The sequence below is a fragment of the Kitasatospora sp. NPDC127116 genome (genome assembly GCF_042677365.1).
Lineage (GTDB): Bacteria > Actinomycetota > Actinomycetes > Streptomycetales > Streptomycetaceae > Kitasatospora > Kitasatospora lactacystinica.
Genome location: NZ_JBHXTL010000037.1, coordinates 13226 through 31640, shown reverse-complemented (window position 1 = coordinate 31640; position 18415 = coordinate 13226). Strand labels below are relative to the sequence as shown.

The window sequence follows — 18415 nt, the reverse complement described above, 5'->3', positions numbered from 1 at the left end:
GGGCCCGCGGGCGCGGGCCGGGGTTCGGCCGGGTTCGGCTCCGGGTCGGCGTGCCCCGTTGGTCGGGGCGTCCGTGCGAGGGTGAACAATGGGGGCGTGACCCGAGCCTCTCTGGACAAGCAGCCGCACGAAGTCGCCGCCATGTTCGACGACGTCGCGGCCAAGTACGACCGCACCAACGACGTGCTCTCCCTCGGCCAGGCCCGTGCCTGGCGCCGGGCGGTGGCCGAGACGGTGGCCGCCGGGCCGGGGGACCTCGTGCTCGACCTCGGGGCCGGCACCGGCACCTCCTCGCTGCCCTTCGCCGAGGCCGGGGCCGAGGTCGTCCCGTGCGACTTCTCGGTCGGCATGCTCGCCGAGGGCAAGCGCCGCCACCCCGAGCTGGCGCTCACCGCCGGCGACGCCACCCGGCTGCCGTTCGCGGACGACACCTTCGACTCGGTGACGATCTCCTTCGCGCTGCGCAACGTCCAGGACACCGACGCGGGGCTGCGCGAGATGCTGCGGGTCACCAAGCCCGGCGGCAAGCTGGTGATCTGCGAGTTCTCCACCCCGACCTGGACGCCGTTCCGGACGGTCTACACCGAGTACCTGATGCGCGCGCTGCCGCCGGTGGCCACCGCCGTCAGCAGCAACCCGGACGCGTACGTCTACCTCGCCGAGTCCATCCGGGCCTGGCCGGACCAGCCCGGGCTGGCCACCAGGCTCCAGGACAACGGCTGGTCGAAGGTCGCCTGGCGGAACCTGACCGGCGGGATCGTCGCGCTGCACCGGGCCTACAAGATCGCGTAGCCGGGCTCGGCTGATCCGGCCCCGACCGATCCGGCCCCGACCGATCCGGGCGCGGGCCCCGGGCCCGGGTGTCACGGCTCCGGGTGCCGCGGCTCGATCGGTGCGGCTCGATCGGTGCGGCTCGGGACCGCGGCTCGGGTCCGGCGGTCGGGGGCGGGGGCGCATCCGGTGACGTGAGCGGAACTAGACTGCCGGAGACAGAGCCGCCGTCCCCCAGCCGCAGTTCCAGGAGTGTGTCCACGTGTCCGAGACCGCAGCCGATCTGACGAAGCCGGACAGCCCCGTGGAGAGCACGGCCGACGTCATCGTGGTCGGCGCGGGCCCGGCCGGCTCCACCACCGCGTACTACCTGGCCCAGGCCGGGCTGGACGTGCTGCTGCTGGAGAAGACCGCCTTCCCGCGCGAGAAGGTGTGCGGCGACGGCCTGACCCCGCGTGCCACCAAGCAGCTGGTGGACATGGGCATCGACGTCTCCACCGAGAACGGCTGGTTGCACAACAAGGGCCTGCGCATCATCGGCGGCGGTGTCCGGCTGGAGCTGGACTGGCCCGAGCTGTCCTCCTTCCCCGACTACGGCCTGGTGCGCAAGCGCGCCGACTTCGACGAGCTGCTCGCCCGTCAGGCCGAGAAGGCCGGCGCGCGGCTCTACGAGCGCTGCAACGTCAGCGGGCCGGTCCTGGACGAGCGCACCGGCCGGATCGTCGGCGTCACCGCCAAGCTCGGCGACGAGAAGCGGCCGGTCACCTTCCGGGCCCCGCTGGTGGTCGCCGCCGACGGCAACTCCACCCGCCTCTCCCTCGCCATGGGTCTGCACCGGCGCGAGGACCGCCCGATGGGCGTCGCCTACCGCACCTACTTCACCTCGCCGCGCCACGACGACGACTACCTGGAGTCCTGGCTGGAGCTGTGGGACACCCGCGGCAGCGAGCGCAAGCTGCTGCCCGGGTACGGCTGGGTCTTCGGCATGGGCGACGGCACCTCCAACGTCGGCCTCGGCATCCTCAACTCCTCGCCGGCCTTCGGCGAGCTGGACTGGCGCGAGGTGCTCAAGGCCTGGTGCGCCGGCATGCCGGAGGAGTGGGGCTACACCCCCGAGAACATGACCGAGCCGATCCGCGGCGCCGCACTGCCGATGGCCTTCAACCGGCAGCCGCACTACACCCGCGGTCTGCTGCTGGTCGGCGACGCGGGCGGCATGGTCAACCCCTTCAACGGCGAGGGCATCGCCTACGCGATGGAATCCGGCCAGATCGCCGCCGGGGTCATCGTGCAGGCCCTCGCCCGGGTCACCGACGGCGGCCGCGAGCGCGCCCTCCAGGCCTACCCGCGCATCCTCAAGGACGTGTACGGCGGCTACTACACGCTGGGCCGCGCCTTCGTGAAGCTCATCGGCAACCCCAAGGTGATGCAGATCGCCACCCAGCGCGGCCTCACCCACCCGATGCTGATGCGCTTCACCCTCAAGCTGCTCGCCAACCTCACCGACCCGCAGGGCGGCGACGCGATGGACCGCGTGATCAACGGCCTCGCCAGGGTCGCGCCGAACGCCTGACCCGGATCGGGTGCCCGACCCGGCCGGGCGCCTGGTCGTGTCCGGTGCCGGGTTCGGCCGGGCGCCCGGTCCCGTTCGGCGCCCGGTCCGGTCGGGTGTCTGGCCCGTCCGGGCCAGGAGGAGGCCTGACCCGAGGGGACGGCGTGCCTCTGACGGGGGCGTCGCCTATGCCTCGTCGACCGCCGGGGGTTCCTCCGGCGCCCGCCGGGAGGCGGTGGAGCGCTGTTCGACGTAGGAGAGGCGCTCGGCGAAGACCCGGGCCGCGTCGGGGGTGAGGGTCCTCAGGGCGACGAGGGCGGAGAAGACGACGTCGCAGAGCTCGTGCTGGACGTCCTCCCAGGTGTGGGTGACTCCCTTGCGCGGGTTCTGGCCGGTGGCACCGACCACCGCCGCACCGACCTCGCCGATCTCCTCGGAGAGCTTGAGGATCCGCAGCAGTCGTTCCTCCTGGGGCGACTGCGTGCTCTGCTCGTCAAGCCATGCGACCAGGTGGTCGACGCTCTCCCAGATCCGGCTGTCCATGCGGTGCTGCTCCTGCTCCCGTTGCGGTGTCGTTGGTGCTGCCACCGTACGGGAGTGGGGAGCGGGGGACGGCGGGTGGCGGGCCGGGGCTGTCCGGCCCGCCCGGTCAGCGGGCGCTGATCTTCACGTTGCGGATGTTCACCGGGAGCGTGGGGAAGCCGTCGCCCGGGTTGTTCTGGTCGTCCTCGCCGCCGGCGGCGATCTTCTGGAGCACGTCCAGTCCGGCGGTGATCCGGCCGAAGGGCGTGTAGGCGGGGGAGAGCTTGGTGTCCTTCCAGACGAAGAAGAACTGGCTGCCGTTGGTGTTCGGGCCGGCGTTGGCCATGGCCACGGTTCCGGCCGGGTAGGTGGCGCCGGTCAGGTTCTCGTCCGGGAAGGAGTAGCCCGGACCGCCGCTGCCCGTGCCGGTCGGGTCGCCGCACTGGAGGACGTAGATCCGCTGGGTGGTGAGGCGGTGGCAGTGGCTGCGGTCGAAGTAGTCGTGCTCGGCGAGGAACCGGAACGAGAAGGTGGTGCAGGGCGCCTTGTCGGTCAGCGCCTCGAAGGTGATCTGGCCCTGGCTGGTCCGCAGTGTCGCGCGGTAGGGCTTCGCCGCCTTCTTGGCGTCGAACACCGGGATGCCCTTGAAGTTGTCGGCCGGGACGGCCGGTGTGTAGGTGCAGCCGGCGGTGGGGGTGCCGGCCGCGGGGGCGTCCGCGACGGCGGTGCCGGTGCTCGCCACGAGCGGGAGGACGGTGGCGGCGGCGACCAGCGCCCAGTGCGTGCGCTTCACGTGACGGACCTTCCGGGGAGTGGTGGACGGCGGGGTTGTCATGGGTGCATCATCCACGGCCGGATGGGGATGCGGTAGGGGTTGGGGCGGCCGTGGCTCCTCGGGCGGCAGTGGTGTGATGGTTTGTCAGTTCCGTTCCGTGGTGGTCGTGGTGGTCGCGGTGGTGGTGAAGAGCCCTGCGCGCGCGGCCAGGGCCGCGGTGTCGGCGGCCCGCTCGGCGGTGCGGGCGTCCAGGGGCTCGCCGGAGACGAACAGGCGGTAGTAGAGCGGTGCGGTGGCGGCCCGGACCACCTCGGCGCCGTCCGTCCCCGTGGGGAGCTCGCCCCGGGCGACGGCCCGTTCGACCACCTCGGCGGCTTGGCGGTGCCGGGCCGCGAAGAAGGCGCGGAGGGCGGCCGCGCCGGCGTCCGAGCGCTGGGCGGCGGAGATCAGCGCTATCGGTGTGGGGCCGAGCTCCGGGTCGGTGAAGACGCTGAACACCTCCTGGGTGATCCGGTGGAGGTCCTGCTGGAGGTCTCCGGTGTCGGGCAGGGGCCAGGGCTGGTCGGCGGAGGCGGTCAGGGCGTCGGCGACCAGGCCGTCCACTCCGCCCCAGCGTCGGTAGAGGGTCGCCTTGTGGGCGCCGGAGCGGGTGGCGACCGCCTCGACGGTGAGGCCGTCGTACCCCTTCTCGGTGACTTCGGCGAGCGTCGCGGCGACCACCTCCGCCCGGACCCGGGCGCTGCGGCCGCCCGGGCGCGGGGTGGGGGTGCGGGGTTCCGGCGCGGGGTGGGTGGCCTCAGTCAAAGTCGACTCCGGTCGCGTCAGGGATTGCTGTGGCGTGACGGTCGCGCCGTGCTCATCGTAATGCGACTCAAGTTGCATTACGAGCAGAGCCTGCCCGCCCGCCGCGGCCACCTGCTCGTCGCCCGACCCATCGGTGCCCGCGCGGGGCATTGATCATCGGCGGCCCGGTGCGCGAGGATGGCGCACCTTTGCTCCACGCTCCACCTCGTCCACCGCCGGGCTCTCCGCCCGGCTTTTGGGTCCGTCCGACGCCGTACGGTACTCGCGCCCGCCGGTTCCGTCCGTTCGGAGGGATCTTTCGCATGTCAGCCTCCTTGTCCGACCTGCCCGAGGGTTCGTCCTCGTCGGTCCTTCGTGATCTTCCGGTCCTGCTCGTGGCCGTGGTGTGGGGATCGAGCTTCCTCGCTGTCCAGCGCGTGGCCGAGCCCGGGACGGTCGTGGCGATGCTCGTGCTGCGGTTCGGGCTGGTGCTGCCGCTGCTCGGGATGGTCGCCTGGCGCGCCCTGCGGAGGCTGAGCCGTGCCGAGTGGCTCGGCGGTGCCGCACTGGGGCTGGTGCTCAGCGGGATCTTCCTGCTGGAGACCTACGGAGCCGTGCACACCTCCGCGACCAACGCCGGACTGATCATCAGCCTCGCCATGGTGCTCACCCCGCTCGGCGAGAGCGCCCTCGGCCGGACCGCACCACCGAAGGCCTTCCTCGCGGCCGCCGGGCTGGCCGTCCTCGGTGTCGCCCTGCTCACCGGCGACGGCGGGCTGCGCCCTCCGACGCTCGGAGATCTGCTGGTGCTGGGCGCCGCCCTCGTCCGCTCGGCGTACGTCCTCGCGATGGCCCGCACCCGAGCCGTCCGCGACACCGACATGCTCGCCGTCACCTGGGTCCAACTCGCCGTGGCCACCGGCGTGTTCTCCGTCGTCGCGCTGTCGGTCGGTCCTGCGCCGTGGACGGTCGCCCGTTCGTACGGAGCCGGCCAGTGGGCCTGGCTGCTGCATCTGTCCTTGTTCTGCACTCTGTTCGCCTTCTTCGTCCAGATGTGGGCCGTGCGGGCCACGTCGCCCTCGCGGGTGAGCCTGTTGCTCGGCACCGAGCCGTTGTGGGCCGCCGTCTTCGGGATCACCCTGGCCGGGAACCGGATGGGCCCGCTCGCCCTGCTCGGCGGAGCCCTGGTGCTGGTCGCGACGGAGTGGGGTCGGCGCACGGCCCCCGCGCCGGCCCCGATCCGGAACGAGGACGAGGGCGAGGGCGCGAGCGGGAGGGATGCGGCAGGGCCGAGCGCGGAGCCGGCCCAGGTGTGACCGGCCGCCCTCGTCACCGGTGCCGCCACAGAGTCCGGCGGGCGTAGTCGAGGGTGACCGCACCGAGCAGCGGGCCCCAGGCGACCAGGGGCAGGTAGGCGAGCGTCATCACCACGCCGGCGAGACCGCGCGGAGAATCCGGTTCGGCCAGGTTGCGGGCCCAGCCGCCGAGGAGCGCGGTCGTACCGAGGGAGGTGAGGATCACCGAGCCCAGCAACGCCGGGACGATCGCGGCGAGTGGCCGGACCCGACGGCCGCCCAGCAGCGGTATCCACCGGGGCGCCACCAGCCCCCAGGGCCGGACCAGGCCCAGGGTCAGGAAGGCCAGCGACTCGGCCAGGGCGCTCAGCGCCACGCAGTAGAGCGTGCCCCAGCCCGGTTGGTGCTCGGCGTACGCGGCGAGCGTCGCGCCGCTGAAGCCGACCGGGACGCCGAAGCCGAAGGCGATCCGCCACAGCCCCGAGGGGACGGTGGTCAGGACGGCGGCCTTGGCGGCGAGCCGGGCCCAGCGCGGTGCGGGCGGGACGTCCGGGGCGGCCGCCGCGGCCCGGTGGGTGGTGCCGCGGGCGTTGATCACGAGCTTCGACATGGTGGTGGACTCCCTTCGGCTCCGGCCTCCGTGGCCGGTGCGACGACTCAAGACTGGAGCCCCGCCAGGGGTTGGCGGCAGATGCCGATCGGGCTGTTCCTCCTGCTCAACCCGCCTTTGAAATATGCCGATCGGCACAGGCGCGACGCATGGGCGGCGTCGTAATGTGACGGCAGTCGAGGAGTCGAGGGAGGTGGTGACGATGACTCAGATCCTTTCCGGGGTCGTCCTGGTCCTGGCGCCGATCGCCTGGCCGGTGCGGCGGCGGTACGGGGCGGCGGCCGTGACCATGGCGCTCGGGGCGGCATCGGTCGCGGTCACGGTCGCCGTCTGGTTCCTCGGCCGCTGGGTGGAGGGGCAGCGCTGGGCCGGGCTGCTGGGCCTGGTGGAGCTGGCCGTTCTGCTGCTGTCGGTGGTCGTCGGCCTGCGCGCCGAGGACGGCCCGTGGTGTGCGGCGGCCGCCTGGACGGCCTGCGGAGCGGTCGCCCTCTGGCCGTCCCGGTTCGTGTTCATCGAGGGGCCCGCGGACACGCTCACGCTCTTCGGGTTCGGATCGATGCTCTCCCTGCCGGCCGTGCTGATCGGGCTCTACCTGCGGGGCCTGGACGAGGTGCGCAACAAGGCGGTGGCCGAGGCCAGGCGGGCGCAGCGGCTGGAGCTGGCCCACGACCTGCACGACTTCGTGGCGCACGATGTCAGCGGCATGGTCGCCCAGGCCCAGGCGGGGGCCTACCTGGCCGGGATCGATCCGGCCCGGGCGGCGGAGATGTTCCAGCGAATAGAGCAGGCCGGGCAGCGGGCGCTGGCCTCGCTGGACCGGACGGTACAGCTGCTGCGCAGCGAGGAGGGCGGAGGTCGTGGTCCGCAGCCCGGACTCGCCGAACTCGCCGAGGTGGCCGAGCGGTTCACCGCGACGGGTGGAGCCGAGGTCCGTCTGGAGCTGCCGGAGGAGCCGGTGCCGCGCGAGGTGGAGGGCACCGTCCACCGGATCGTGGTCGAGTCCCTGACCAATGTCCGGCGGCATGCTCCGGCCGCGCGGGAGATCGAGATCCGGGCCCGCCGCAGCGGCGGAGGGCTGGAACTGACGGTGACCAACGACGGTCGGGCGCCGGGTCCGGCAGGGCGGCCGCGCCGGGGCGGCGGCAGCGGCCTGCCGGGCTTGGCGGCCCGGGTCGAGGCCCTCGGAGGTTCGCTGGAAGCCGGCCCGCACGAGCGGGAGGCCTGGCGGGTGACGGCGGTGCTGCCACTGGAGGCGGCCGGTGCGGGGCCGACGGGTGCGTAGGAGCCGAGGCGGGACGGGGAGCGGGGAGGTACGGAGATGGGCAGCGGCACAGGGCCGATTCGGATCCTGATCGCGGACGACCAGGCGGATGTGCGCAGTGCGTTCCGGATGATCCTGGACGTTCAGCCGGACATGGTGGTGGTGGCGGAGGCGGCAGACGGTGCCGCTGCGGTGCAGGAGGCCAGGAGGCTGCGGCCGGACGTGGTGCTCGCGGACATCCGGATGCCGAAGCTCGACGGTCTGGAGGTCACACGGCAGTTGGCCGACCAGTGCAAGGTGATCGTGGTGACCACCTTCGACCTGGACGAGTACGTGCACACGGCACTGCGGCACGGGGCGGCCGGATTCCTGCTGAAGCGGTCGGGGCCGGTGCTGCTGATCGAGGCGGTCCGGGCGGCGATGGCGGGGGACGCGTTGATCAGCCCGCAGATCACCGTCCGGCTCCTGCGGCACATGGCACTCCCGGGTGCGGAGCCGGTGCCCGGGCGAGGCGGCGCCAAGGCGGCTTCGGCGGCTCCGCAGTCGACAGCCGGCCCGACGGAGGAACTGACCACGAGGGAAAGGGAGATCGCCGAGCTGGTGGCAGACGGCGCGACCAACGCCGAGATCGGCGCGGGGCTGTTCATCTCGCCGGGGACGGTGAAGAACCACCTCGCCAATATCCAGCGCAAGATCGGAGCCCGTAACCGGGTGGGCATCGCGGCCTGGATCTGGGAGCAGGCGGCCGGCCGCCAGTAGCCGGCCCCAGCCCGGGGCGAGGGCCCGGAGGCGAGGGCCCGGGGCCGTCCGCACCCCGCCTGCCCAACGCCCCGCCCGCCCCGCCCCGCCCGCCCCACCCTGCCCTGCGCGCCCCACCCCGTCCTGCGGGCCTCCCCCTGGGCGCCTTCCCTTGCGCGTCTCCACCGGGCACCCCCGCCTGCGCGCCCCGGCCCGTTCGAAATGCCTGTCCGAGGCGGCACCGAGGCAGCACCGAGGCGTCACCGAGGCGGCACGTGGAGGTGCCCGGTGGAGGAATCGGGCGGCTGGGGGAGCGGCAGGGGAACCCCGTTCAACGACAAGCTCGCGTGCTTGTGAACGAAGGGTCAAGCGAGCGTTCGGACCCCCGCCACCCCTGCGAGTGAGCCTCTATAACACGTCAACATGACGCCTGGAAATTTGCTCAGACCGACGCATAGTTGATATAGGAACACGCCCCTGACCTGCCGCTTCACAAGTAAATGCGACTGCTTGTGATCATTTGACTGCTTTGCGTCGACAAATCTGGGCATGTTCCTATTCGACCCCATTCGAAGGGTGTCGTAGATCACAAAGGTGACCGTGAACTGCGTGTCGCAGATCACAAGCCGACGGGCATAGGATGCGCTCGTTCCAGGCTTTGTGAACTGCCTCACATGAGGTGGATCTCGGGAACTGGAACGCGGGTTCACCTCTGTGTGACCCGCCGGTTCCGATCTGCAGTCAAGGACGACTGGACGGAGGGAGCGGGGGCTATGAATGCCTACGCGCCGATCCTCGTACTCGGTGCCATCGCGGCGGCGTTCGCGGTCGGCTCCGTCGTGATGGCCTCACTCACCGGCCCCAAGCGCTACAACCGGGCCAAGTTGGAGGCGTACGAGTGCGGCATCGAGCCGACACCGCAGCCCGTGGGCGGCGGTCGGTTCCCGATCAAGTACTACCTGACGGCGATGCTCTTCATCGTCTTCGACATCGAGATCGTCTTCCTCTACCCCTGGGCGGTGACCTTCGACGCCCTGGGGATCTTCGGGCTGGTCGAGATGCTCCTGTTCATCGCCACCGTCTTCGTCGCGTACGCCTACGTGTGGCGGCGCGGCGGCCTGGAGTGGGACTGAGCGCGGGGTGGTCCGAGCGCGGGGTGGTGACCCCACCCGTCCGCCGGCTGCGCGCCCGCTTGTGAACGAGCGGACAAGCCAGAACCGGCCCACGTATCAGCGGACTCGAGGGCATTGAGAGGGATCTGATGGGAATCGAGGAGAAGCTGCCGAGCGGCTTTCTGCTCACGACGGTGGAGACGGCCGCCGGCTGGGTGCGCAAGGCGTCACTCTTCCCGGCCACCTTCGGTCTGGCCTGCTGCGCGATCGAGATGATGACCACCGGGGCGGGCCGCTACGACCTGGCCCGGTTCGGCATGGAGGTCTTCCGGGGCTCCCCCCGGCAGGCCGATCTGATGATCGTGGCGGGGCGGGTGAGTCAGAAGATGGCCCCGGTGCTGCGCCAGGTGTACGACCAGATGCCCAACCCCAAGTGGGTCATCTCGATGGGTGTCTGCGCCTCGTCCGGCGGGATGTTCAACAACTACGCGATCGTCCAGGGCGTCGACCACATCGTGCCGGTGGACATCTACCTGCCCGGCTGTCCGCCCCGTCCGGAGATGCTGATGGACGCCATCCTGAAGCTGCACGACAAGATCCAGCACGAGCCGCTGGGCGTGAACAGGCGCCGGGCCGAGGAGCTCGGTGAGGCGCTCGCCCTGAAGGCCACCCCGATCAGCGAGATGCGGGGGCAGCTGCGATGAACGACCAGGTACCCGAGACCCGCCGCGAGCAGCCGGTCCGCGAGATCCCGGTCGAGGTGGTCGGCCGCCGCCAGGGCATGTTCGGTGCCACGGGCAGCGGCGACACCTCCGGCTTCGGCGGTCTGGCCGCCCCGATCGTGCTGCCCGGTCCGAGCGAACGCCCGTACGGCGGCTGGTTCGACGAGGTCGCCGACGAGCTGGAGGGCGCCCTGGAGGAGCAGGGCCTGGACCCGGTCGAGGTGATCGAGAGGACCGTGGTCGACCGCGGCGAGCTCACCTTCCACATCGACCGCGACCACCTGCTGGGGACCGCCCGCATCCTCCGCGACGACCCGGCGCTGCGCTTCGAACTGTGCCTGGGCGTGAGCGGCGTGCACTACCCCGGCGACAAGGGCCGCGAGCTGCACGCGGTCTACCACCTGCGCTCGATCACCCACGGCCGGCTGATCCGGCTGGAGGTCACCGCACCCGACGCCGACCCGCGCATCCCCTCCGTGGTGAGCGTCTACCCGACCAACGACTGGCACGAGCGCGAGGCCTACGACTTCTTCGGCCTGGTCTTCGAGGGCCACCCCGCGCTCACCCGGATCATGATGCCGGACGACTGGCTGGGCCACCCGCAGCGCAAGGACTACCCGCTCGGCGGCATCCCCGTCGAGTACAAGGGCGCCCAGATCCCGGCTCCCGACCAGCGGAGGTCGTACAGCTGATGAACACCCAGCACTTTGGAGAGACCGAGGAAGCGGACGCCCGCGATACCACCGAGGGCCGGGTCTTCACCGTCACCGGCGGTGACTGGGGCGAGGTGGTCGAGGCGGTCGGCCGGGCCGACGACGAGCGCATCATCGTCAACATGGGCCCCCAGCACCCGTCCACCCACGGCGTGCTGCGGCTGATCCTGGAGATCGACGGCGAGACGGTGAAGGAGGCCCGCTGCGGCATCGGCTACCTCCACACCGGCATCGAGAAGAACATGGAGTTCCGCAGCTGGGTCCAGGGCACCACCTTCGTGACCCGCATGGACTACCTGACCCCGCTGTTCAACGAGACCGCCTACTGCCTGGCGGTCGAGAAGCTGCTCGGCATCACCGACGACGTTCCGGACCGCGCCAACGTCATCCGCGTGATGATGATGGAGCTCAACCGGATCGCCTCGCACCTGGTCTGCCTGGCCACCGGCGGCATGGAGATCGGCTCCACCACCCTGATGATCTACGGCTTCCGGGACCGCGAGCTGATCCTGGACGTCTTCGAGCTGGTCACCGGTCTGCGCATGAACCACGCGTACGTGCGCCCCGGCGGCCTCGCCCAGGACCTGCCGCCCGGCGCCGTCGACCAGATCCGCGAGGCGGTCAAGGTCTTCCGCTCCCGGATGCACGAGTACGACAAACTCGCCACCGGCAACCCGGTGTTCAAGGCCCGCCTGGTCGACGTCGGCTTCCTGGACCTGCCCGGCTGTCTGGCCCTCGGCGCCACCGGCCCGATCCTGCGTGCCACCGGCCTGCCGCACGACCTGCGCAAGACCGACCCGTACTGCGGCTACCAGGACTACGACTTCGAGGTCGCGATCGCCGACAGCGCCGACTCCTACGGCCGCTTCCTGATCCGCCTGGAGGAGATGAAGCAGTCGCTGCGGATCGTCGAGCAGTGCCTGGACCGGCTGCGTCCGGGCCCGGTCATGGTGGCCGACAAGAAGATCGCCTGGCCCGCCCAACTGGCCGTCGGCCCGGACGGGCTGGGCAACTCCCTCGACCACATCCGCAAGATCATGGGCACCTCGATGGAGGCCCTGATCCACCACTTCAAGCTGGTCACCGAGGGCTTCCGGGTCCCGGTCGGCCAGGCGTACGTGGCGGTCGAGTCGCCCAAGGGCGAGCTGGGCGTGCACGTGGTCAGCGACGGCGGGACGCGCCCGTACCGGGTCCATTTCCGGGATCCGTCGTTCACCAATCTGCAGACGATGGCGGCGATGTGCGAGGGCGGCCAGGTGGCCGACGTGATCGTCGCGGTGGCCGGGATCGACCCGGTGATGGGAGGCGTGGACCGGTGACCAACGTCGAACTCGGACTGCCGGCACTGCCGGCCGCACCGTACCCCGAGGAGGTGCACGCCAGGCTGGCCGCCGATGCCGCCGAGCTGATCGCCCGCTACCCGCAGCCCCGCTCGGCGCTGCTGCCGCTGCTGCACCTGGTGCAGGCCGAGGAGGGTTTCGTCAGCCCGACCGGGATCCGCTTCTGCGCCGAACAGTTGGACCTCACCAGCGCCGAGGTCACCGCGGTCGCGACCTTCTACACCATGTACCGGCGCCGCCCGGCCGGGAAGTACCACGTCGGGGTCTGCACCAACACGCTGTGCGCGGTGCTCGGCGGCGACCAGATCTTCGCCGAGCTCCAGGAGCACCTGGGTGTCCGCAACAACGAGACCACCGAGGACGGCGAGGTCTCGATCGAGCACATCGAGTGCAACGCGGCCTGCGACTACGCGCCCGTGGTGATGGTCAACTGGGAGTTCTTCGACAACCAGACCCCGGAGAGCGCCCGGCAGCTGGTCGACGACCTGCGCGCCGGCCGTGAGGTCCGGCCCACCCGCGGTGCCCGGCTGTGCGGCTTCAAGGAGACCGCCCGGATCCTGGCCGGCTTCCCGGACGAGCGCCCGGGCGCCAACGACGAGTCCGGTGCCGGCGGCGCGCCGTCCCTGGCCGGTCTGCGGCTGGCCCGCGGCGAGGCGCTGCCCGGCACCGCCGGCACCAAGGTGGTCTCCCCCCGCCCCGCGTCCCCCCGCCACGAGGGCAGCGGTCCGGCGAACAACGGCCAGGCAGGCAACGGCCCGGCGAGCAACCCCCAGGCGAGCAACAGCCAGCCGAGCAACCCCCAGGCGAGCAACCCCCAGACGAACAACGGCCAGGCGGGCAAGGGCCAGGAAGGGAGCGAAGCGTGATGACCTCCGCCGAGCCGGCCGAGAAGCTGCTCACCCCGGTCCTGTCCGACTCCTGGGACGACAGCCGCCCGTGGACGCTCGACACCTACCGCCGCCACCACGGCTACGAGGGCCTCAAGGCGGCCCTCGCCATGCCGCCGGACGACGTGATCGCCCTGGTCAAGGAGGCCGGCCTGCGCGGCCGCGGCGGCGCAGGCTTCCCGACCGGCATGAAGTGGCAGTTCATCCCGCAGAACGACGGCAAGCCGCACTACCTGGTGGTCAACGCGGACGAGTCCGAGCCGGGCACCTGCAAGGACATCCCGCTGCTGTTCGCCAACCCGCACTCGCTGATCGAGGGCATGATCATCGCCTCCTACGCGATCCGCTGCGACCACGCCTTCATCTACCTGCGCGGCGAGGTCGTCCCGGTGCTGCGCCGGCTGCACGCGGCCGTCGCCGAGGCGTACGGGGCCGGGCTGCTGGGCCGGAACATCCTCGGCTCGGGGATCGACCTCGACATCACCGTGCACGCCGGGGCCGGCGCCTACATCTGCGGCGAGGAGACGGCGCTGCTGGACTCGTTGGAGGGCCGCCGCGGCCAGCCAAGGCTGCGGCCCCCGTTCCCGGCGATCGCCGGCCTGTACGCCTGCCCGACGGTGGTCAACAACGTCGAGTCGATCGCCTCGGTGCCGCCGATCCTGTCCCGCGGCAAGGAGTGGTTCAAGGCCCTGGGCACCGAGAAGTCCCCCGGCTTCACGCTCTACTCGCTCTCCGGCCACGTCACCAACCCCGGCCAGTACGAGGCCCCGCTCGGCATCACGCTGCGCCAGCTGCTCGACCTCAGCGGCGGCATCCGCCCCGGGCACCGGCTGAAGTTCTGGACCCCGGGCGGCTCCTCCACCCCGATGTTCACCGACGAGCACCTCGACGTCCCGCTGGACTACGAGGGCGTCGGCGCGGCCGGCTCGATGCTCGGAACCAAGGCGCTCCAGGTCTTCGACGAGACCACCTGCGTGGTGCGGGCCGTCACCCGCTGGACGGAGTTCTACGCCCACGAGTCCTGCGGCAAGTGCACCCCCTGCCGCGAGGGCACCTACTGGCTGGTCCAGCTGCTCCAGCGGATCGAGGCGGGCGAGGGCGTCGACGGGGACCTGGAGAAGCTCCTCGACATCGCCGACAACATCAACGGCAAGTCCTTCTGCGCCCTGGGCGACGGCGCGGCCAGCCCGATCGTCTCCTCGCTCCAGCACTTCCGGGCCGAGTACGAGCAGCACCTGGCCGAGCGCCGCTGCCCGTTCGACCCGGCCGCCTCCACCGTCTGGGCCGACGGCCCCCGCCCCGGCCACCAGTCCGCCACCGAAAGGGAGGTGCACGCGTGACGATCACAGAGCCAACCGCCTCCGAGACCGCGGTCGAACTGGTCACGCTCACCATCGACGGCGTCGAAGTGCGGGTCCCCAAGGGAACGTTGGTGATCAGGGCCGCCGAGACCATCGGCACCCAGATCCCGCGCTTCTGCGACCACCCGCTGCTCGATCCGGCCGGCGCCTGCCGCCAGTGCATCGTCGAGATCGAGGGCCAGCGCAAGCCGGTCGCCTCCTGCACCGTTCCGGTGGCCGAGGGCATGGTGGTGCGCACCCAGCTCAGCTCGCCGGTGGCCGAGAAGGCCCAGCGCGGCGTGATGGAGCTGCTGCTGATCAACCACCCGCTGGACTGCCCGGTCTGCGACAAGGGCGGCGAGTGCCCGCTGCAGAACCAGGCGATGACCAGCGGCGCCGCCGACTCCCGCTTCGAGGGGATGAAGCGCACCTACGAGAAGCCGGTGCCGATCAGCAGCCAGGTGCTGCTGGACCGCGAGCGCTGCGTGCTGTGCGCGCGCTGCACCCGCTTCTCGCAGCAGATCGCCGGGGACCCGTTCATCGACCTGGTGGAGCGCGGGGCACTTCAGCAGGTCGGCACCGGCGAGGGCGACGACTTCGAGTCGTACTTCTCCGGGAACACCATCCAGATCTGCCCGGTCGGCGCGCTGACCTCGGCGGCGTACCGGTTCCGCTCGCGCCCCTTCGACCTGGTCTCCTCGCCGAGCGTGTGCGAGCACTGCGCCTCGGGCTGCGCGCAGCGCACCGACCACCGGCGCGGCAAGGTGCTGCGCCGGCTGGCGGGCGAGGACCCGGCGGTGAACGAGGAGTGGAACTGCGACAAGGGCCGCTTCGCCTTCCGCTACGCCCAGCAGCGGGACCGGCTGACCACCCCGCTGGTGCGGGTGGACGGCGAGCTGGTGCCGGCCTCCTGGCCGGAGGCGCTGGCCCGGGCGGCCGAGGGGCTGCGCGGGGCCCGGACCGGGGTGCTGGCCGGCGGCCGGGTGACGGTCGAGGACGCCTACGCGTACGGGAAGTTCGCGCGGGTGGTGCTCGGCACCAACGACGTGGACTTCCGGGCCCGCCCGCACAGCGGTGAGGAGGCGGACTTCCTGGCCGCGGCGGTGGCCGGGCGGGGCGTCGACGTGAACGGCGCCGGCGTGGCGTACGAGGACCTCGACCGGGCGCCGGCGGTGCTGCTGGCGGGCTTCGAGCCGGAGGAGGAGTCGCCGATCGTCTTCCTGCGGTTGCGCAAGGCGACCAGGGCGACGGGCCTGAAGGTGTTCTCGGTGGCCGCGTTCGGTTCCCGGGGCCTGGCGAAGCTGCGCGGCGCGCTGCTGCCGGCCGCCCCCGGCACCGAGCCGGAGTGGTTCGCGGCGCTGGCGGCGGACGAGCCGCTGAACGACGACGCGGGCCGGGCGGCGGAACTGCTGCGCGCCCCGGGTGCGGTGATCCTGGTGGGCGAGCGGCTGGCCGCCGTCCCGGGCGGGCCGACGGCGGTGCTGCGCCTGGCGCACGCGACCGGCGCCAGGCTCGCCTGGGTGCCGCGCCGGGCCGGTGAGCGCGGGGCCGTGGAGGCGGGTGCGCTGCCGGGCCTGCTGCCCGGCGGCCGTCCGGTGGCCGTCGCGGCGGCCCGGGCGGAGGCGGCCGAGCTGTGGGGCGGGGCCGAGCTGCCGTCCCGGCCGGGCCGGGACACCGACGGGATCCTGGCGGCGGTCGTGGCCGGAGAGCTGGACGCGCTGCTGGTCGGCGGCGTGGACCCGGACGACCTGCCGGACCCCGCGCTGGCCGACGAGGCGCTGGCGGCGGTGCCGTTCCTGGTGTCGCTGGAGCTGCGGCCCTCGGCGGTGACGGCGCGCGCCGACGTGGTGCTGCCGGTGGCCGCGGCGGCGGAGAAGGCCGGCACCTTCCTGGACTGGGAGGGCCGGGTGCGGATGTTCGAGGCCGCGCTCAAGCCGGACCAGCAGATGGGCCGTCACCTCCAGCCGGACCTGCGGGTGCTGAGCATGCTGGCGGACGCGTTGGGCGGGCGGCTGGGACTGCCGGACGTCCGGGCGGCCCGGCTGGAGCTGGACCGCTTCGCCCCCTGGGAGGGCGACCGCACGGCCGACCCGGCGGCCCACCCCGGCCCGCTGCCCCGGCCGGCCGCCGGCCAGGCGGTGCTGGCGGGTTGGCGCCTGCTGCTGGACAACGGCGCGCTGCAGCAGGGGGATCCGCACCTGGCGGGCACCCGGCACCGGGCGGTGGCCCGGATCTCGGCGGAGACGGCCAAGGAGATCGGCGCGGTGGCGGCCGGGGCCCTGCGGCTGACCGGCCCGGCCGGATCGCTGACCCTGCCGCTGGAGGTCACCGACTCGATCCCGGACCGCACGGTCTGGGTCCCGCTCGGCTCCACTCCGGGCGGTGCCCCGCGCGCGCTCGGCACCACCGTCGGCCACCTGGTCACGATCGCCGCGGCCGAGGCGGAGCCCGAGCCCGCGGTCGAGGCCGAGGCCGATCCCGGCCCGACGCCACAGGACGGGGCGGCACAGGACCGGGCGCCACAGGACCGGGCGACACCCGACCGGTCGGCGCAGGACGAGCAGGAACGGGACGAGTCGGCCCAGGCCCAGGCGCAGGCCCAGGCGCGGGCCCAGGCCGGTTCGACCGTGGACGGGACCGCGGGAGAAGGGGAGGACCGATGACACCGCAGCCGTACGAGACGCTCCACTTCTTCGGGCAGGACCCGTGGTGGCTGGTGCTGCTGAAGGCGGTGTTCTGCTTCGCCTTCCTGGTCCTGACGGTGCTGATCGCGATCGTCTGGGAGCGCAAGGTGGTGGCCTGGATGCAGCTGCGCATCGGGCCCAACCGGCACGGCCCGTGGGGCATGCTGCAGTCGCTGGCGGACGGCGTGAAGCTGGCGCTGAAGGAAGACCTGGTGGTCAAGGGCTCGGACAAGGTGGTCTACATCCTGGCCCCGATCGTCTGCGCCATCCCCGCGTTCATGGCCTTCGCGGTGATCCCGTTCGGCCCGGCCGGCAACGAGGTGTCGATCTTCGGCACCCGCACGCCGCTCCAGCTGACGGACTTCCCGGTGGCGTTGCTGTACGTCCTGGCGACGGCCGCGGTGGGCATCTACGGCATCGTGCTGGCGGGCTGGTCCTCGGGTTCGACGTACCCGCTGCTGGGCGGGCTGCGCTCGTCCGCGCAGATGATCAGCTACGAGATCGCGATGGGCCTGTCCTTCGCGGCGGTGTTCATCTACTCGGGTTCGATGTCGACCTCGGAGATCGTGGCGCACCAGCAGCCGACGTGGTTCGCGGCGCTGCTGCCGGTGTCGTTCATCGTCTACATCATCGCGATGGTCGGCGAGACCAACCGGGCGCCGTTCGACCTCCCGGAGGCCGAGGGCGAGCTGGTCGGCGGCTTCAACACCGAGTACTCCTCGCTGAAGTTCGCGATGTTCATGCTGGCCGAGTACGTGAACATGGTGACGGTCTCGGCGGTGGCCTCGACCCTCTTCCTGGGCGGCTGGCGGGCCCCGTGGCCGGTGTCGACGTTCTGGGAGGGCGCCAACCACGGCTGGTGGCCGATGCTGTGGATCACGCTGAAGATCCAGTTGCTGCTGTTCTTCTTCATCTGGCTGCGCGGCACGCTGCCCCGGTTCCGCTACGACCAGTTCATGAAGCTGGGCTGGAAGGTGCTGATCCCGGTCTCGCTGGTGTGGCTGGTGCTGATCGCGAGCGTGCGGGCGCTGCGCAACGAGGGCTACGACTTCGGCGAGGTGGTGCTGTACGTGGGCGCGCCGGTCGGCGTGATCCTGCTGCTGGCGCTGCTGCGGGACTTCCTGAGGAAGCAGCCCGAACCCGAGGTCACCCCGCCCAAGGCCGATTTCGACCCGATGGCCGGCGGCTATCCGGTCCCGCCGCTGCCCGGCCAGGTGCTCCCGCCGGTGCCGCGCCGGCGCAGCCGCGCCCCGAAGCAACTCCAGGACGCCCTCAACGGGGCCGACCATTCCGAAGGGAGCTGAACCGAG

The 18415-nt window shown here is 72.0% G+C and carries 17 protein-coding genes; 13 read left to right on the top strand and 4 right to left on the bottom strand.

The genetic code is table 11. The features are described from left to right. Nucleotides 1-96 precede the first annotated feature (96 nt). Complete coding sequence (locus ACFVHV_RS17280) at nt 97-792, top strand: demethylmenaquinone methyltransferase (protein WP_359902232.1); 696 nt, start codon at nt 97-99, stop codon at nt 790-792. A gap of 241 nt (nt 793-1033) precedes the next feature. Further along, nucleotides 1034-2344 (top strand): geranylgeranyl reductase family protein, encoded by a 1311-nt coding sequence (locus ACFVHV_RS17275; protein ID WP_359902234.1) that lies wholly within the window; start codon nt 1034-1036, stop codon nt 2342-2344. Between the two features lie 165 nt (nt 2345-2509). Here the strand turns inward: ACFVHV_RS17275 and ACFVHV_RS17270 are convergent, their stop codons facing one another. The 3 genes from ACFVHV_RS17270 to ACFVHV_RS17260 form a co-directional block, all read right to left on the bottom strand. After that, complete coding sequence (locus tag ACFVHV_RS17270; RefSeq protein WP_359902237.1) at nt 2510-2866, bottom strand: MazG-like family protein; 357 nt, start codon at nt 2864-2866, stop codon at nt 2510-2512. Between the two features lie 106 nt (nt 2867-2972). Further along, entirely contained in the window at nt 2973-3638 is a 666-nt protein-coding gene (locus ACFVHV_RS17265; RefSeq protein WP_359902240.1) for a peptidylprolyl isomerase, read from the bottom strand. Nucleotides 3639-3764: 126 nt separating this feature from the next. Continuing rightward, nucleotides 3765-4424, bottom strand: a complete 660-nt coding sequence (locus ACFVHV_RS17260) for a TetR/AcrR family transcriptional regulator (protein ID WP_380351872.1) — start codon at nt 4422-4424, stop codon at nt 3765-3767. Nucleotides 4425-4726: 302 nt separating this feature from the next. Here ACFVHV_RS17260 and ACFVHV_RS17255 point away from each other — a divergent pair, with 302 nt between their 5' ends. Beyond that, nucleotides 4727-5719, top strand: coding sequence for a DMT family transporter (locus tag ACFVHV_RS17255; RefSeq protein ID WP_359902245.1), 993 nt, complete (start codon nt 4727-4729; stop codon nt 5717-5719). Between the two features lie 13 nt (nt 5720-5732). Here ACFVHV_RS17255 and ACFVHV_RS17250 read toward each other — a convergent pair whose 3' ends face one another. Then, nucleotides 5733-6308: a hypothetical protein gene (locus tag ACFVHV_RS17250; protein WP_359902247.1), complete on the bottom strand. Its 576-nt coding sequence runs from the start codon at nt 6306-6308 to the stop codon at nt 5733-5735. Between the two features lie 202 nt (nt 6309-6510). Between ACFVHV_RS17250 and ACFVHV_RS17245 the strand changes: the two genes are divergently transcribed. From ACFVHV_RS17245 to nuoH, 10 genes are all read left to right on the top strand, one after another. Beyond that, on the top strand, nt 6511-7590 hold the full coding sequence (locus ACFVHV_RS17245) for a sensor histidine kinase (RefSeq protein WP_380351870.1): 1080 nt from the start codon (nt 6511-6513) through the stop codon (nt 7588-7590). A 36-nt stretch (nt 7591-7626) separates the two neighbouring features. Then, complete coding sequence (locus tag ACFVHV_RS17240; RefSeq protein ID WP_359902253.1) at nt 7627-8328, top strand: response regulator transcription factor; 702 nt, start codon at nt 7627-7629, stop codon at nt 8326-8328. A gap of 752 nt (nt 8329-9080) precedes the next feature. Next, nucleotides 9081-9440 carry an NADH-quinone oxidoreductase subunit A gene (locus ACFVHV_RS17235; protein ID WP_030060100.1) on the top strand — a complete coding sequence of 120 codons (360 nt, stop codon included), beginning with the start codon at nt 9081-9083 and terminating at the stop codon, nt 9438-9440. 128 nt (nt 9441-9568) lie between these two features. Then, nucleotides 9569-10123: an NADH-quinone oxidoreductase subunit B family protein gene (locus ACFVHV_RS17230; RefSeq protein ID WP_074005520.1), complete on the top strand. Its 555-nt coding sequence runs from the start codon at nt 9569-9571 to the stop codon at nt 10121-10123. Next, the gene (locus ACFVHV_RS17225) at nt 10120-10833 is read left to right on the top strand and encodes an NADH-quinone oxidoreductase subunit C (RefSeq protein ID WP_359902256.1); all 714 of its coding nucleotides are present in this window, start codon (nt 10120-10122) and stop codon (nt 10831-10833) included. The genes ACFVHV_RS17230 and ACFVHV_RS17225 overlap by 4 nt, the downstream gene beginning before the upstream one ends. Then, nucleotides 10833-12173 carry an NADH-quinone oxidoreductase subunit D gene (locus ACFVHV_RS17220; protein ID WP_359902258.1) on the top strand — a complete coding sequence of 447 codons (1341 nt, stop codon included), beginning with the start codon at nt 10833-10835 and terminating at the stop codon, nt 12171-12173. Before ACFVHV_RS17225 ends, ACFVHV_RS17220 begins: the two co-directional genes overlap by 1 nt. Nucleotides 12174-12190: 17 nt before the next feature. Next, nucleotides 12191-13060, top strand: coding sequence for an NADH-quinone oxidoreductase subunit NuoE (gene nuoE, locus ACFVHV_RS17215; protein WP_359902328.1), 870 nt, complete (start codon nt 12191-12193; stop codon nt 13058-13060). Next, on the top strand, nt 13060-14421 hold the full coding sequence (gene nuoF, locus ACFVHV_RS17210) for an NADH-quinone oxidoreductase subunit NuoF (RefSeq protein WP_359902261.1): 1362 nt from the start codon (nt 13060-13062) through the stop codon (nt 14419-14421). Before nuoE ends, nuoF begins: the two co-directional genes overlap by 1 nt. Continuing rightward, nucleotides 14418-17084: an NADH-quinone oxidoreductase subunit G gene (locus ACFVHV_RS17205; RefSeq protein ID WP_380351866.1), complete on the top strand. Its 2667-nt coding sequence runs from the start codon at nt 14418-14420 to the stop codon at nt 17082-17084. The genes nuoF and ACFVHV_RS17205 overlap by 4 nt, the downstream gene beginning before the upstream one ends. Next, nucleotides 17081-18409, top strand: coding sequence for an NADH-quinone oxidoreductase subunit NuoH (gene nuoH, locus ACFVHV_RS17200; protein ID WP_359902264.1), 1329 nt, complete (start codon nt 17081-17083; stop codon nt 18407-18409). The genes ACFVHV_RS17205 and nuoH overlap by 4 nt, the downstream gene beginning before the upstream one ends. Nucleotides 18410-18415: the final 6 nt, after the last annotated feature.

Bases quoted from the DNA above. Each gene is read 5' to 3' on its own strand.
- ACFVHV_RS17255 (WP_359902245.1), top strand. From the start codon at position 4,727: ATGTCAGCCTCCTTGTCCGACCTGCCCGAGGGTTCGTCCTCGTCGGTC.
- ACFVHV_RS17245 (WP_380351870.1), top strand. From the start codon at position 6,511: ATGACTCAGATCCTTTCCGGGGTCGTCCTGGTCCTGGCGCCGATCGCC.
- ACFVHV_RS17250 (WP_359902247.1), bottom strand. From the start codon at position 6,308: ATGTCGAAGCTCGTGATCAACGCCCGCGGCACCACCCACCGGGCCGCG.
- ACFVHV_RS17230 (WP_074005520.1), top strand. From the start codon at position 9,569: ATGGGAATCGAGGAGAAGCTGCCGAGCGGCTTTCTGCTCACGACGGTG.
- ACFVHV_RS17225 (WP_359902256.1), top strand. From the start codon at position 10,120: ATGAACGACCAGGTACCCGAGACCCGCCGCGAGCAGCCGGTCCGCGAG.
- ACFVHV_RS17235 (WP_030060100.1), top strand. From the start codon at position 9,081: ATGAATGCCTACGCGCCGATCCTCGTACTCGGTGCCATCGCGGCGGCG.
- ACFVHV_RS17240 (WP_359902253.1), top strand. From the start codon at position 7,627: ATGGGCAGCGGCACAGGGCCGATTCGGATCCTGATCGCGGACGACCAG.
- nuoF (WP_359902261.1), top strand. From the start codon at position 13,060: ATGACCTCCGCCGAGCCGGCCGAGAAGCTGCTCACCCCGGTCCTGTCC.
- nuoH (WP_359902264.1), top strand. From the start codon at position 17,081: ATGACACCGCAGCCGTACGAGACGCTCCACTTCTTCGGGCAGGACCCG.
- ACFVHV_RS17220 (WP_359902258.1), top strand. From the start codon at position 10,833: ATGAACACCCAGCACTTTGGAGAGACCGAGGAAGCGGACGCCCGCGAT.
- ACFVHV_RS17270 (WP_359902237.1), bottom strand. From the start codon at position 2,866: ATGGACAGCCGGATCTGGGAGAGCGTCGACCACCTGGTCGCATGGCTT.